This window comes from Devosia sp. 2618 (assembly GCF_040546815.1).
In the GTDB taxonomy this organism is placed as follows: Bacteria; Pseudomonadota; Alphaproteobacteria; order Rhizobiales; family Devosiaceae; genus Devosia.
Genome location: NZ_JBEPOO010000001.1, coordinates 1,942,036 through 1,955,673, shown reverse-complemented (window position 1 = coordinate 1,955,673; position 13,638 = coordinate 1,942,036). Strand labels below are relative to the sequence as shown.

Sequence of the window (13,638 nt, the reverse complement as noted above, 5' to 3'; positions counted from 1 at the left end):
TTCACCCCATGGCCGACGTCCTTTTCTATCACCTCGAAGCGCGCCCGCTCGAAGCGGTCATTCCACAATTGCTGGAAAAGACCCTTGAGCGGGGCTGGCGCGCCGTTGTCGAGGTCGGCACCATCGAGCGCGCCGAAGCGCTCGATGCCCATCTGTGGACATGGCGCGATGACAGCTTTCTGGCCCATGGCCTTGCAAAAGGCGACGATCAGGACGCGCTGCAGCCCGTCCTGATCACCACCGGCACTGAAAATCCCAATGGCGCAGCCTGCCGCTTCTATATCGATCGCGCTGTGCCGCAATCGGCCGATGGCTATGAGCGCATCGTCTATATGTTTTCCGGCCACGACCCCGATGCGGTGGCAGAAGCGCGGCTCGCCTGGCGGGCGCTGCGCGATGGCAATGCGCTGACCTATTGGCAGCAGGAACAAGACGGACGCTGGGTCAAAAAGGCATGACGACCGACCTGTCCGCCCCCAGTCGTCACAAGCTGCACGAAGACATTTTTGCTATCCTGATCGGCACCATGCTGGTGTCGCTCGGCATCGTGTTTTACGCCGACGCTATCCTCACCACCGGCAGCACTGCGGGTCTCGCCCTGCTGCTGCAATACGTCACCGGCATTCCGTTCGGCTGGCTGTTCTTCGGCATCAACCTGCCGTTCTACGTGCTGGCGGTGCTGCGCATGGGCTGGCCCTTTGCCATCAAAACCTTCGCCTCCGTGGCGCTGGTGTCGTTTTTCACCGCCCACATTCCCGACTGGATCGACGTCTCCAGCATCAATCCACTCTTCGCCGCTTTGGTCGGCGGCGGCATGATCGGGCTGGGTATTCTTTCGCTGTTCCGCCACAAGGCAAGCGTCGGCGGCATCAATATCCTGGCGCTCTACCTGCAGGACAATTTCGGCATCCGCGCCGGCTATTTTCAGCTCGGCGTCGACGCGGTGATCCTGCTGGCTGCCTTCTTCGTGCTGCCCTTCGACCGGGTGATCTACTCGATCCTCGGCGCTCTGGTCCTCAACATGATCATCGCCACCAACCACCGCCCCGGCCGCTACGTCGGCTTCAGCTAGCCGTTGCGGTGGTACACACGGAATAACGCAGGGGCCCCAATGGGCCCCCGCTTCAGTTACGCAATTTTGCTGTAAAGCGCGTCCACCAGCTTGGCGACATAGATGGCGGAGTAGATACTGCCATAGTTGATGTTGCCGTTCGAGGCGACCGTCGCGCCAGCCTGAACGAAGGGCAGGCGGCTCCAGATCGCATCGCCGTCCAGAACATTGAGTTCATCCAGCCCCGTCACCACCAGCGCTCCGTCGACGTCACCCAGAACATTGGCAAACGCCTCGGCCGCGATCTCGTCGCTATTGTAGTCCTGGCCTTCCGCGGGCAGCACGGTCTTGACGCCCAGATCAGCCAGCACCTGCGGCACCAGCATCTTGGGGCCATTCATCAGATACAGCACACCTTCGCCGGGCTGGATGCTGACCACGGTCTTGGTACTCAGCTTGTCGCCGTGGCGCGCCTTGATCTCGGCCACCAGCGCATCGTACTCGCCAATCGCCTTGTCGGCCGCGCCGTCTAGACCCAGCACAGTCGCCAGCTCCTGCAGTGCCTGCTTCCACGAATGCTCAGTGTCGGTCGGCACCACCGGCACCACAGTCCGCAGCTTGTTCGATGGCCACCATGGGCTGTCGGGATCGTAGTCCGCGCAGATCACCAGATCGGGGTCCCCCGCCAGCACCTGCTCGATATTGACCTCCGAGCCATAAAATTCGAGCCCTTCCGGAACCGGCACCCATTTGCCCGGCACCGAATGGCCATAGCCAATCACCGGCAGGCCCAGTGCGAGGGCAGGCTGCAGATCAAGGCGCGAGTCGATGGCAACGACGCGCTTCGGGTCGGCTGGAATGTCGTATGTGCCATAAACCGTCGTCACTGACCGCGTCTCCTGCGCAAAGGCAGGCATCGGAAGCAGCGCCGACAGGCCCAAGCCCGCGGTTCCAAGGGCAAAACGACGGCGGTTCAGGCTGATGGACATCGACGCGCTCCAGGGCATTGTTCTGCCGCAGGTTCTGGAGCTAATGATAGTTGACTGTCAATATCAGCTTTATGCCGGGGCAGCCTTTTACGGCGTCTTGTTCTTGTTTTTGTTCTTCGTCTTGTCGCCCGTCGAGCGCGGCACGGCGCCTTGCTCGAACAGGTTCTTGGTGTAGAGGTCCATATAGTCCTGCATGAGTTCGTAGCAGAAGATCACTTCCACCGTGTCGGGATCATAGAACGCATTGGCCTCGCCACAGCGCTTGGCGTTGAACCGCACCGGCACCCGCACGCTATACTTGGTGCGCAGTTCCTCGGCGACTTCCTCGAAAATCCCGCTCGATTTGAACGCGTCGGCCGCCGCCTTCAGCCGCCCACCGACATCGTGATAGGTCACGATCACTTCGGTGCCCGTGGCGCCCGTTTTCATCGAACGGCTGCCCAGCAGCTTGTCAAACGAGCGTTTGACCATGTCATAGTCCCAGTAGCAGCTTTCCTGCCGGTCCCGGTCGATGCGATATTCATTGGCAATACGGCGATAAGCCGTGTCGTCCTTGCCCACCATCAGGCAGACGATCTGATAGGCGCGCTGCTTGTCGAGGCTATGGCCCGCCGCATAATCGCTTTCGTCGCCGCCGCTGTCATAGGCGACGCCTGACAACAGCCAGCCCTGCGCGGAATCGGTCAGTGTCTTTTCGCTGCGCGCATCGGCCCGGTTGAGCAGGGTCCACGTTGCCATGTTGTCGGCGGCGTCTTCTTCGCGGCCAAGCACGGGCAGTTCAAGCTGGTCAAACAGCAGATGCCCGATCTCGTGATACAGCACAAACAGGCTGTTATTGGCGGCAAAGCGGCGCGTTTCATTGCGCTGTTCTTTGCTGAGGTCTTGTGCCTGTACAGCACCTGTCGCCAGCAACACCAATAAAACCAGGGCAGAGGCGAGCTTGGATACAGTCAGGCGCATGATGCTCTTTCAGAGTCCGCGTACAATGACAGCAAATTGGATTGCCGCGCGCCTGTCAACGGCGCGCGACCACTCCTTATCAAGATGGTGACCAGACGTTATCCGCGTTCGGCGGCCTCAAGCTCGGCGCTCAACGCCAGCCACTTTTCCTCGGTCGTATCGAGGTCATTGCTCAGCCGGGCCTTGTCCTTGCCCAGGGCAATCACCTTGTCGGCTGGGCCGTTATAGACCTTGGGATCGGCCAGCTGGGCTTCGACCTTTTCGACTTCCACCTTGAGGCGGGCAATCTTGGTCTCAGCGTCCTTGATCGAAGCCTTGAGCGGCGCGACCTCGGCCCGCTTGGCCGCTGCCTCCTGCTTGGACAGCTTGTTGCCGCCCTTGCCGCCGCCACCCTTGCTATCCTTGTTGGACGTGATGCTGCGCTGATAGCTGTCGAGATCCTCGTCCAGCTCGCGAATGGTGCCGCCTTCGGCGATCCACAGCGTGTCGCAGGTCGCCTCGATCAGATGGCGATCGTGGCTGATGATCAGCACGGCGCCTTCATAATCGTTGAGCGCATGCACCAGCGCATCGCGGCTATCGATATCGAGATGGTTGGTCGGCTCGTCGAGGATCATCATGCCCGGACCACCAAAGGTGATCAGGCCCATCAAAAGACGAGCGCGCTCGCCACCCGACAGGTTCTTGGCCAGCGTATCCATGCGGGACTTGGTCAGACCCATCTGGCTGAGCCGCGAGCGGCGCTTGGCTTCGCTTTCGGTCGGCATCATGTCGACGACGTGCTCGAATGGGGTCCATTCGGGCTTGAGCTTGTCCATCTGGTGCTGCGCAAAATGCGCGATTTCCAGCTTCTTGCCCTTACCAAAGCTGCCGCCCATCGGCTTGATGTCGCCGGCCAGCAGCTTGGCAAAGGTCGACTTGCCGTTACCGTTGACGCCGATCAGCGCAATACGATCACCTGGATCGATGCGCATGTTCACATGCCGCAGAATGGTCTTGTCGCCATAGCCCGCCGACACGCCGTCGAGCGTGATCATTGGCGTGGCCTGTTCGGCTTTGGGCTGCTGGAAGGTGAACGGCGACGAGTATTCGTCGAACATCGCTGCCGGTGGCTTGAGCTTTTCGATCATCTTCATGCGCGACTGGGCCTGCTTGGCCTTGGACGCCTTGGCCTTGAAGCGGTCGACGAACTTCTGCAGATGCGCAACCTGATCGAGGGCCTTCTCGCGACCCTTGTTGTTGAGCTCCATCTGCATCCGACGCGTCGTTTCGAACGTGTCGTAATTGCCTTTGTAAAAGGTCAGCTTCTTGTGCTCGAGATGGATGATCGAGTTGACCGACTTGTTGAGCAGGTCACGATCGTGGCTGATCATGAAGACAGTGTAGGGGTAGGTGGCCAGATACTTTTCCAGCCACAGCGTGCCTTCAAGATCGAGATAGTTGGTCGGCTCGTCGAGGAGCAGCAGGTCGGGCTGGGAAAACAGCACGCCGGCCAGCGCCACGCGCATACGCCAGCCGCCCGACAGCTCATGGGTCGGCGCCAGCTGACGGTCCTGCTCAAAGCCGAGACCCTTGAGAATTGCTGAAGCGCGGCCTTCCGCCGAATAGGCGTCGATATCGGCCAGGCGCGTATAGATCTCGCTGATGCGGTCCGGGTCGGTGGCGGTTTCCGCCTCCGCCATCAGCGCCGTGCGTTCCTTGTCGGCCAGCATCACAACATCCAGCACGCTTTCATTGCCGGCGGGCGCTTCCTGCGCCACCGCGCCGATACGCGCCTTCTTGTTGAGCTCCATCGAGCCGGAATCGAGCTGGATATGCCCCTGGATCAGGTGGAATAGCGTGGTCTTGCCCGTGCCGTTCTTGCCTACGAACCCGGTCTTGGACCCCGTCGGCAAAACCACAGAGGCGTCCTCGAAAAGCTCGCGGCCCTGGATGCGATAGGTCAGGTTGTTGATACTCAGCATGATAACGGCAATCTACGGGATGTGGCGGGCTGTTGTGTGGCACGAGCGAAGTCGTGGCAGCGAGCCTGCGATAAAGTGTTGATGGCTGGATAAAGTTAAGCCAGCCTCATGGCAACCGGCTTTGCCGCATGGCTGCCGCCATTCTGTCCGAATCCTTGTCCAAACAGAGCCCGTTCACCGACGAACCCGACTGCAAGCCAGGAGCTTTCTATGTCTCTCGCCAAGTTTACGCTCGCCGCCGCTTTCGCCCTTGTCGCCATTCCGGCCTTTGCCGATGCCCCGCCAAGCGACTTCGATATGGCCCCACCAGCCGAGCAGGCCGAAGGCGCATCCATGCTGCATGACGCCACCGCAACCCGCCTCAGCGACACGCAGGTGCAAATCAAGTTCACCGTTGATGGCGGCGCCTGCCAGGCCATCGACACCCCTGAGACTACGGCAACCGCCGATACGCTGGCTGTCGTCTTCCCATCGCGCGATACGGCCGAAATCTGCACCATGCAGATCGTCCTGATCCCGGTCGACGTCACCGTCGATGCTGCCGTCGCCATCAAGAAGGTCGACCTCTCGCTCAAGGCCGCAAATGGCGATGTGCTGCCGCTCGGCAAGCTGATGGTCGAGCGCTGATCAGCCCGCTCGCCTGCGTTTGACGAATACGGGGTAGTCGACCTGTCGCGGCTGCCCCGTCTTGCCTCCGTCAAACTTCGCCGCTACAAGGCGCCACCTTCTCCAACAGACCCATTCAAGGATCGACCCAATGGCGCTCGAACGCACCTTCTCCATTATCAAGCCAGATGCCGTCCGTCGTAACCTGATCGGCAAGATCATCTCCAAGTTCGAAGACGCTGGTCTGACCCCGATCGCGCTCAAGAAGATCCACATGACCCGCGCCCAGGCCGAAGGCTTCTACGGCGTGCACAAGGATCGTCCTTTCTTTGGTGAACTCGTCGAGCAGATGATTGCATCGCCAGTCGTCGTTCAGGTTCTGGAAGGCGAAAACGCCATCCTCGCAAACCGCGAAGTCATGGGCGCAACCAACCCAGCCAACGCCGCTGACGGCACCATCCGCAAGGAATTCGCCCTCTCGATCGGCGAAAACTCGGTTCACGGTTCGGACGCTCCTGAGACCGCTGCTGAAGAAATCAAGTTCTTCTTCACCGACGCAGAACTGGTCGGCTAACTGTTTTTCCTCTCCCCATCGGGGAGAGGTGGCCCGGCTCAGCCGGGTCGGTGAGGGGGCTTTTTAGCCAATCCTGGTGCCCCCTCATCCGGCGCTGCGCGCCACTTTCCCCGATGGGGAGAAGAATATGCAGCCCGATATATTCGAGGCCGCCCGTCGGGCGGCCTTTTTGCTTTGCTTGTGCTATGGTGCCGGTAACACCACAGCGTCATTCTGGCTCTGGCCGGAATCTCCCTTACCGATCCATCCGCAAAAAGTGGGCATCCCCGCTTAAGCGGGAATGACGTCGTTGCTTGATCGACGTCCCACGAAAGAACCGCATTGTCCCTGCCTGATACTATCCTCGCTCCACTCGCTCGCGCTCTCGCCGCCAAAGGCTACGAGACGCTGACCCCCGTCCAGTCGGCCATCATCGAAGAAGAAACCGCTGGCCGCGACCTGCTCGTTTCCGCTCAGACCGGCTCCGGCAAGACCGTCGCCTTCGGCATGGCCATTGCGCCAACCCTGCTGGGCGATGAAGACCACTTTACCTCGGTCGGCGCTCCGCTGGCCCTGCTGATCGCCCCGACCCGCGAACTCGCCCTCCAGGTGCAGCGCGAACTCGAATGGCTCTACGCCGAAACCGGCGCCAAGACCGCTTCCTGCGTTGGTGGCATGGATGCCCGCACCGAGCGCCGTGCGCTTGAGCGTGGCGCCCACATCGTTGTCGGCACCCCCGGCCGTCTGCGCGATCACATAACCCGCGGCGCTCTCGACATGTCGGCGCTGCGCGCTGTCGTGCTCGATGAAGCCGACGAAATGCTCGATCTGGGCTTCCGCGAAGACCTCGAATTCATCCTCGATGCAGCGCCCGAAGATCGCCGCACGCTTCTGTTCTCGGCAACCGTGCCAAAGCCGATTGCCCAGCTGGCCAAGACCTTCCAGCGCGATGCCCTGCGCGTCGCCGCCACCAGCGCCAACGAACAGCACGCCGACATCGACTACAAGCTGATGCTGGTGCCGTCTGCCGAGCGCGAAAACGCCATCATCAACACGCTGCTCTACTTCGAGGCCGTCAACACCATCGTGTTCGCCTCGACCCGTGAAGGCGTCAAACACCTGTCGGCGCGCCTCCACAATCGCGGCTTCGACGTCGTGACCCTGTCGGGCGAACTCAGCCAGGCCGAACGCACCAATGCGCTACAGTCCATGCGCGATGGCCGCGCCCGCATCTGCGTCGCCACCGACGTTGCCGCGCGCGGCATCGATCTGCCCAACCTTGATCTGGTGATCCACGCCGATCTGCCGACCAATCCCGATACGCTGCTCCATCGTTCGGGTCGTACCGGTCGTGCCGGCCGCAAAGGCACTTGCGTCATCATCTCCCCGATGCACCGCCGTGCCGTCGCCCAGCGCGTCCTCAAGGTCGCCAAGATCGACGTCACCATGATGCGCCCGCCTTCCGCCGAGGAAATCGAGGCCCGTTACCGCGAGAGCATCCTGAGCAATGACATGCTCAGCACGCCAGTGGCCGAGGACGAAGCCGAATTCGTCGCACAGCTGATGGAGCGCCATTCGGTCGAATCCATCGCCGCCGCCTATCTGCGCCAGCAGCTTGCTGCCCGTCCGGCGCCGGAAGATGTCACCGAAGGCCCAGTCTTTGACAAGGTCGGCGACAAGGACCCGCGCACCCGCGAGCGCTTCGAAGGCGGCACCTGGTTCAAGGTCACCGTTGGTCGCAAGCAGAAGGCCGAGCCGCGCTGGCTGCTGCCCATGCTGTGCAAGGCCGGCAATGTCACCAAGACCGCCATTGGCTCGATCCGCATTTTCGATACCGAATCCATCTTTGAAGTTGCCGCCCAGAAGGCCGACGCCTTCACCAAGAGCGTCGAAAAGAACGGTTCGGGCGAACGTGGCGTCTCGATCATGCCCGTCGACGGTCCCGGCGAGCGCCGTGCTGGCCCACCACCAAGCCAGCGTCGCCCACCAGGCCCGATCGAACGCTTCGATCCAAACGCACCCCGTCCCGAACGTGCTGATCGCAAGGCCCGCTACGGTTCGGCTGGCCTGAGCAATGACGATTTCTCCGCGCCAGCCACTGGTGCCTGGGATCCGGCTGCCGCTCCTGAAGCACGCACACCCAAGCCCGACTTTGACAAGCCACGCGCCCCCAAGGTCAGCAAGGCTCCACCAAGCAAGGACAAGGGCAAGCCAAAATGGGCCGGCAAGGCAGCTGACGGCGAAGCCGCTCCCAAAAAGCCAAAGCCACCCAAAGACCACAAGGCCAAGCGCAAGCCCCAGGTCTAACGCTCGGCATAAGACGTAGACCTCATGGTGAGGCGGGAGCAAAGCGACCCTCGAACCACGAGGTCGTGGCACCAACCCGCCAGAACACAACGCTGCTCTCGGGCTTGACCCGAGAGCCACTCCCAACTAGCCCAAGCGGTGAACTCGACCGATAGCTATTGAGACCTCATGGTGAGCCTGTCGAACCACGAGGTCGGGTACGCGGGAACCAGACATGCCAGAACGCCCCACCATCGTCAGCTTCTGGCATGGGCCCATGAGCTGGCTCGAAGCGCTGTGCATCGCCTCGTTCCAGCGCCACGGTCACACGGTTGAGGTCTATTCCTTCGATCCAGTCCCCGGCCTGCCGCCCGGCGCCGTCGCTCGCGACGCCGCCGAAGTGTTGCCGCGCGACAGCCTGGTCTTTTACAAGGACAAGGGCACTCCGGCCGTTTTTTCCGACCACTTCCGTGTCCTGCTGCTCAAACAGGGCAGGGGCGTCTATGCCGATCTGGACCTTTATTGCGTCCGCCCCATCGCGACGCCCACCGATTACCTGATGAGCTACGAGCGCCCCGGCTCGGTCAACAGCGCCGTGCTTTACATTCCGCCCGACGCGCCGCTGCTCGATGATCTGCTCGCCATTTTCGAGCCCGATGGCCGCCCTCTGTTTGAGCCGCACTTGCCGCCGTTCCGCCGCATGGAAGTCGCCGTCCGCCGCCTGTTCGGCGAAAAGGTCCTGCCGCACCACATGCAATATGGCGCCACCGGCCCGATGGCGCTGACCCACTACGTCAAGCAACGCGGCCTGATCGACCGCGTCCTGCCCAGCACTGTGTTCTATCCGATCCCCTACACCAAAATCCCGACGCTCTTGCTGCCCGGCTCAAGCATTGACCCCGCCATTCGCCCAGAAACCCTCGGCGTCCACCTCTGGCGCAGCCAATTCACCCAACGCGGCCGCGCCGACATCGCCCCCCCAGTCCCCGGCAGCGCACTAGCCGAACTCTGCGCCCGCGAAGGCATCGTCGCCAGCTAGTCGCGCTCCGAGGAAACCTTATCCCACCAGTAGCCCTCATGGTGAGGTGCGAGGCCCTTGCCGAGACTCGAACCACGAGCGCGTGTCCCCATCACCCCCGCTTTGGCGACCAACCCTTGCTGATCTCCTTGATCAAGCTCAACTGCTCGCCCGTCACCAAGTTGAACGTCTCCATCGACTTCTCGGCCCGGCTCAAAATAACCGCGCCCTCGCACGCCGCGATCAGCGATGCCGCCACTGCCGTGCCGCGCCCTGCCGGCACGCCGCCATCTTCCAGCAGCTCCGCCAGCCGCGTCCGCCATGTCCGAAAAATCTCGCCCGCCCGCTCGCGCAACGTGACCGAATCCGTGGCGACGGTCACCGCCGCAATCGAGCAACTGGCGCTGAAATCGGAGTGGCTCAACAAGGCCCGCCACAGCGAAACAAAGGTCGTCGCAACCTCTTCGGCGCTCTTGCCGGTGAGCGCATCGAGCACCGCAAGCGCCTGATCGCCAGCCAGCACGATCGCTTCAAGCACCAGCTCGTCCTTGCCGCCGGGAAAATGGTGATAAAGCGAGCCGCGCGGCGCCCCGGATTCCTCGAGAATCTGGCTGAACGACGCCCCTTGCAGCCCCTTGCGCGCGATCAGCATGACTGTGCGCTCGATGATATTCTGTCGTGTTGAATTGCTAGCCACAGGTCTTCCCGAGAGAGCAGGCACCCGTATGGTCAGGTGCATCCGCTCCAAAGCAATACGCAAGCCAGGTGGTCATCTCAAGTCCGCAAGCGGCCCCCGATCACCGGAGGCCGCTTGCTTGGTCCTACTTGCGAGCCAACGGGATCTGCAGGTTGGTCGGTCGGTTTTCTTCGGTGTCAAAGCCCCGCCCGTCGATATTGCGAGCGCCCCAGAACAACAGGTCATGCGACAGGTAGACCAGATCGAATTCCTTGAAATTCTCGCCAGCCACGAGGCCAAACGGCACAAAGGTCTTGCCGAAAATGCTCTGGGCCTTGCCGACTTCCCACGCATCATAGCCATCCGTGGCCACCTTGTTGAGCACGTCGGCAAAGCCCGCCAGCAAAGGCGTCACCTCATAGGCGGTGTCCGCCGTGAAATCGACCTTCTGCGCGCCCGGCGCGATCGGGTGTTCGCCCCGCCATTCCATGTGCCCCTTGATGGCAATGCGCGCCAGCGGCACTTTCCCATACGGATCGGCAAAGTTGACGATTGTCAGCGTGAACTCATCATTGGGCAAAACCGCGAAGTCGCGCGTCAGATAGAACGGCTTCAGCGTTCCATCAGGGTTTTTGGCTGCACTGGGCCGCACTTCGGGAGCAATGCTGCTCCACTCTCCAAGAAGCGTCTGTTTCAGTTCATTGATCGACAAGGCACCCATTCCTTCTGCTGCGTGAAGCGGTGAAGTCAAAACGGCCGCGAGCAGGGCAAGCAAGCCTACAGCCCGCCGAGAACGGCTTCTCATAAACGGCATCACTCAATCTCATTGAGAAAACTATGACGACCGTCATATACGCCTCGCTTGAGATGTTGTCACGGCAGATTCTTGCAGGCGACGAAGGCCCACGAAATTGCGTCCTAGAATAGTGAGTAATTACTGTCTAAAACAATGAGATATGCCATCTCTGCGCGGCGCTTCGATCTTGTGGAGCCACACGGTTCTGCCGCGCATCGATCAACGCGTGAGCCCGATGTTGGTGTGCCGATATATGTCGATTGGCATAGTTCGGTGGTATGGGGCGTGTCCGCTCGGCCAGCGGTCGCGACGACGCAGCGGGCAGCCACAATGCCTTTCGCAAAGGCATCGTGGTCAGTGCGGGAACCTACTGCAGCGGACCAGAGCTGCTTCTGCGTGACGTGCCGAGAAAGCTCACGCGACTTCGGTGGTCTTTGCCTTCACCGAAGCCGCAATCTGGGCGCTCAAAAGCGCGATATCGTCAGCGAACTTTTCGTTGGCGTGTTCGGAATGGTCCGACCAATAGCCGAACTTGCCCAGCAGCGGCAGGAAGCTAGCGAGTTCGTCGGCGCCCCAGCTGCTGAGGAAATCGCCCATGATCAGGAATTTGTAGGCGCGCACCGCTTCCAGCACGGTCCGCCCGCTATCGGTCAGCTCGATGATCGTCCGCCGCGCATCGGCCTGGCTGACGGCGCGCCGGGCATAGCCTTGCTCCACCATGTCGCTGACGATCCGGCTGGCGCGGGATGGGTCGATATTGAGCCGCTCGGCCACCGTCGCCACCATGGTCTCGCCGATCTTGGGTTCGCCATAGCTGCCGATTGGCGCGTCGATGGCGATCAGCACATCGAGTTGCGCCAGATCGAGCCCGATCTTGAGATCAACCAGCGCCCGCTGCCCGAGTTCGCGCTTCATCGAGCGCCGCCGCCAGTTCTGCAGCAGCGCGTCGATGCTGATCACCGCTTCCACGGTCTCTTCAGCGATTCCGGCCTTGCGGAGCAGGGCGTTGATATCGGTCTTGCCGCCGGTTTCGGGCATGGCAGTCCTCACGATTTAACATGCATTCGTCAATTGCATGCTATTGACATGTAATTGCGTCGGGCAGATATATGCTGCAATTATTCATCCCGCAAGGGGCGCGACTCTGCGCCGTCCTGCTGGTCAAAGGATCCCCCAATGTCCCTAGACACACAATCCGCCGATGCGCCGCAGGCGCAGTCGGTGGGCCTGGTCATCGGCGCTGTCGCCGTCACGCTGCTGCTGGCCTCGCTCGGCCAGACCATCGTTTCGACGGCGCTGCCAACCATTGTCACCGAACTCGGCGGCCTTGATCATCTGACCTGGGTGGTTATCGCCTATCTGCTCAGTTCCACCGTCGTCGCCCCGGTTTATGGAAAGCTGGGCGATCTGTTCGGCCGCAAGATCGTGCTGCAGGCCGCCATCGTCATCTTCCTGATCGGCGCGGTGCTCTCTGCCGTCGCGTCGTCGATGACCTTCCTCATCATCGCCCGCACCGTGCAGGGCCTTGGCGGTGGTGGCCTGATGGTCGTCGCCATGACCGTCGTTGCCGACATCATCCCCCCACGCCAGCGCGGCAAGATCCAGGGCATTTTCGGCGCCGTGTTCGGCGTTGCCACCGTTGTCGGCCCGCTGCTTGGCGGCTTTATCGTCGAGCATCTTAGCTGGCACTGGATTTTCATCATCAATCTGCCGCTGGGCGTATTGGCGCTGGCCGTCATCGGCTTTGCCCTCAAGCCCAAGCCAGATCGCGTTGCCCACAAGATCGACTATATGGGCTTTGTGCTGCTCACCACGGCGCTGTCAGCCTTCGTTCTGGCCACAAGCCTTGGCGGCAACACCTTCCCCTGGACGTCCATCCAGATCATCGGCCTTGTCGTGCTGGCCGCGGTCGCTTTGGCGGCCTTCATCTGGGTCGAAGCCCGCGCTGCAGAGCCCGTCCTGCCGCTGCAGCTGTTCCGCAACAACACGTTCCTTGTTTCCAACTCCATCGGTTTTCTGGTCGGCATGGCCATGTTCGGCTCGATCACCTTCCTGCCGATGTATCTCCAGATCGCCAAGGGCGTGACCCCGACCGGCTCGGCGCTCCAGCTCCTGCCGATGATGATCGGCCTGATCGGCGCCTCGACCATTTCGGGCTTCGTCATGAGCAAGACAGGCCGCTACAAGATCCTGCCCACGCTCTCGACGGCGGTGCTGTTTGTCGGTCTGCTGCTGCTCGGCATGATGCAACTCGATACGCCGGACTGGCAGGTTGCGATCTACATGTTCCTAGTCGGTGTCGGCATCGGCCCGGTCAACAGCGTCAGCGTCACCGCCACCCAAAACGCCGTGTCGCGCTCGCTGGTTGGCGTCGCCACGGCAGGCACAACCCTGTTCCGCCAGATCGGCGGCTCGATTGGCGTGTCGGTGTTCGGCGCCATCTTCTCCAGCGGCCTTGCGGCCCAACTGGGCGATGCCATGCCCGAAGGCGGCGGTAATGCGTTCAATGCCCAGGCCATTCAGGCTCTGCCTGAGCCGGTCCGCATCCAGGTGCTCGAAGGCTTTTCGGCCGCGCTGCATCCGGTCTTCCTGACCGCATCCGCCGCCGCATTGCTGGCTTTTGCGCTGTCCTTCCTGCTCAAGGAAATCCCGCTGGCCACCACGCTGCGCAAGGAGCCCGAGGCTGAAATCGAGGCTGAGGAAAACGCAGCGGCCGCTGCAGTCGGCGTTTAAAACTGA

At 61.6% G+C, this 13,638-nt stretch carries 13 protein-coding genes; 7 read left to right on the top strand and 6 right to left on the bottom strand.

The window, feature by feature from the left end; translation table 11 throughout:
* The first annotated feature begins 8 nt into the window (after positions 1–8).
* Positions 9–458, top strand: coding sequence for a DNA polymerase III subunit chi (locus ABIE28_RS09840; RefSeq protein WP_354062431.1), 450 nt, complete (start codon positions 9–11; stop codon positions 456–458).
* Positions 455–1,072, top strand: coding sequence for a YitT family protein (locus ABIE28_RS09835; protein ID WP_354062429.1), 618 nt, complete (start codon positions 455–457; stop codon positions 1,070–1,072). The genes ABIE28_RS09840 and ABIE28_RS09835 overlap by 4 nt, the downstream gene beginning before the upstream one ends.
* Before the next feature lie 56 nt (positions 1,073–1,128).
* Here ABIE28_RS09835 and ABIE28_RS09830 read toward each other — a convergent pair whose 3' ends face one another.
* From ABIE28_RS09830 to ABIE28_RS09820, 3 genes are all read right to left on the bottom strand, one after another.
* A complete protein-coding gene (locus ABIE28_RS09830; RefSeq protein ID WP_354062427.1) occupies positions 1,129–2,040 on the bottom strand; it encodes an ABC transporter substrate-binding protein in 912 nt (303 codons plus the stop codon).
* An 87-nt stretch (positions 2,041–2,127) separates the two neighbouring features.
* A complete protein-coding gene (locus ABIE28_RS09825; RefSeq protein WP_354062425.1) occupies positions 2,128–3,000 on the bottom strand; it encodes a DUF4344 domain-containing metallopeptidase in 873 nt (290 codons plus the stop codon).
* A gap of 98 nt (positions 3,001–3,098) precedes the next feature.
* The gene (locus ABIE28_RS09820; protein WP_354062423.1) at positions 3,099–4,964 is read right to left on the bottom strand and encodes an ABC-F family ATP-binding cassette domain-containing protein; all 1,866 of its coding nucleotides are present in this window, start codon (positions 4,962–4,964) and stop codon (positions 3,099–3,101) included.
* 210 nt (positions 4,965–5,174) lie between these two features.
* Between ABIE28_RS09820 and ABIE28_RS09815 the strand changes: the two genes are divergently transcribed.
* The 4 genes from ABIE28_RS09815 (at position 5,175) to ABIE28_RS09800 (ending at position 9,448) form a co-directional block, all read left to right on the top strand.
* Positions 5,175–5,591 (top strand): hypothetical protein, encoded by a 417-nt coding sequence (locus ABIE28_RS09815; protein WP_354062421.1) that lies wholly within the window; start codon positions 5,175–5,177, stop codon positions 5,589–5,591.
* Positions 5,592–5,721: 130 nt separating this feature from the next.
* Positions 5,722–6,144: a nucleoside-diphosphate kinase gene (gene ndk, locus ABIE28_RS09810; RefSeq protein ID WP_354062419.1), complete on the top strand. Its 423-nt coding sequence runs from the start codon at positions 5,722–5,724 to the stop codon at positions 6,142–6,144.
* A gap of 321 nt (positions 6,145–6,465) precedes the next feature.
* The gene (locus ABIE28_RS09805; RefSeq protein ID WP_354062417.1) at positions 6,466–8,430 is read left to right on the top strand and encodes a DEAD/DEAH box helicase; all 1,965 of its coding nucleotides are present in this window, start codon (positions 6,466–6,468) and stop codon (positions 8,428–8,430) included.
* A gap of 214 nt (positions 8,431–8,644) precedes the next feature.
* Entirely contained in the window at positions 8,645–9,448 is an 804-nt protein-coding gene (locus ABIE28_RS09800; RefSeq protein WP_354062415.1) for a hypothetical protein, read from the top strand.
* A gap of 91 nt (positions 9,449–9,539) precedes the next feature.
* Here ABIE28_RS09800 and ABIE28_RS09795 read toward each other — a convergent pair whose 3' ends face one another.
* The 3 genes from ABIE28_RS09795 to ABIE28_RS09785 form a co-directional block, all read right to left on the bottom strand.
* A complete protein-coding gene (locus ABIE28_RS09795) occupies positions 9,540–10,166 on the bottom strand; it encodes a TetR/AcrR family transcriptional regulator (protein WP_354066428.1) in 627 nt (208 codons plus the stop codon).
* A gap of 82 nt (positions 10,167–10,248) precedes the next feature.
* The gene (locus ABIE28_RS09790) at positions 10,249–10,815 is read right to left on the bottom strand and encodes a hypothetical protein (protein ID WP_502913378.1); all 567 of its coding nucleotides are present in this window, start codon (positions 10,813–10,815) and stop codon (positions 10,249–10,251) included.
* A 498-nt stretch (positions 10,816–11,313) separates the two neighbouring features.
* On the bottom strand, positions 11,314–11,937 hold the full coding sequence (locus tag ABIE28_RS09785) for a MarR family winged helix-turn-helix transcriptional regulator (protein WP_354062411.1): 624 nt from the start codon (positions 11,935–11,937) through the stop codon (positions 11,314–11,316).
* Positions 11,938–12,075: 138 nt separating this feature from the next.
* Here ABIE28_RS09785 and ABIE28_RS09780 point away from each other — a divergent pair, with 138 nt between their 5' ends.
* On the top strand, positions 12,076–13,632 hold the full coding sequence (locus tag ABIE28_RS09780) for an MDR family MFS transporter (RefSeq protein ID WP_354062409.1): 1,557 nt from the start codon (positions 12,076–12,078) through the stop codon (positions 13,630–13,632).
* Positions 13,633–13,638: the final 6 nt, after the last annotated feature.

Bases quoted from the DNA above. Each gene is read 5' to 3' on its own strand.
- ABIE28_RS09840 (WP_354062431.1), top strand. From the start codon at position 9: ATGGCCGACGTCCTTTTCTATCACCTCGAAGCGCGCCCGCTCGAAGCG.
- ABIE28_RS09835 (WP_354062429.1), top strand. From the start codon at position 455: ATGACGACCGACCTGTCCGCCCCCAGTCGTCACAAGCTGCACGAAGAC.
- ABIE28_RS09830 (WP_354062427.1), bottom strand. From the start codon at position 2,040: ATGTCCATCAGCCTGAACCGCCGTCGTTTTGCCCTTGGAACCGCGGGC.
- ABIE28_RS09825 (WP_354062425.1), bottom strand. From the start codon at position 3,000: ATGCGCCTGACTGTATCCAAGCTCGCCTCTGCCCTGGTTTTATTGGTG.
- ABIE28_RS09820 (WP_354062423.1), bottom strand. From the start codon at position 4,964: ATGCTGAGTATCAACAACCTGACCTATCGCATCCAGGGCCGCGAGCTT.
- ABIE28_RS09815 (WP_354062421.1), top strand. From the start codon at position 5,175: ATGTCTCTCGCCAAGTTTACGCTCGCCGCCGCTTTCGCCCTTGTCGCC.
- ndk (WP_354062419.1), top strand. From the start codon at position 5,722: ATGGCGCTCGAACGCACCTTCTCCATTATCAAGCCAGATGCCGTCCGT.
- ABIE28_RS09800 (WP_354062415.1), top strand. From the start codon at position 8,645: ATGCCAGAACGCCCCACCATCGTCAGCTTCTGGCATGGGCCCATGAGC.
- ABIE28_RS09795 (WP_354066428.1), bottom strand. From the start codon at position 10,166: ATGCACCTGACCATACGGGTGCCTGCTCTCTCGGGAAGACCTGTGGCT.
- ABIE28_RS09785 (WP_354062411.1), bottom strand. From the start codon at position 11,937: ATGCCCGAAACCGGCGGCAAGACCGATATCAACGCCCTGCTCCGCAAG.
- ABIE28_RS09780 (WP_354062409.1), top strand. From the start codon at position 12,076: ATGTCCCTAGACACACAATCCGCCGATGCGCCGCAGGCGCAGTCGGTG.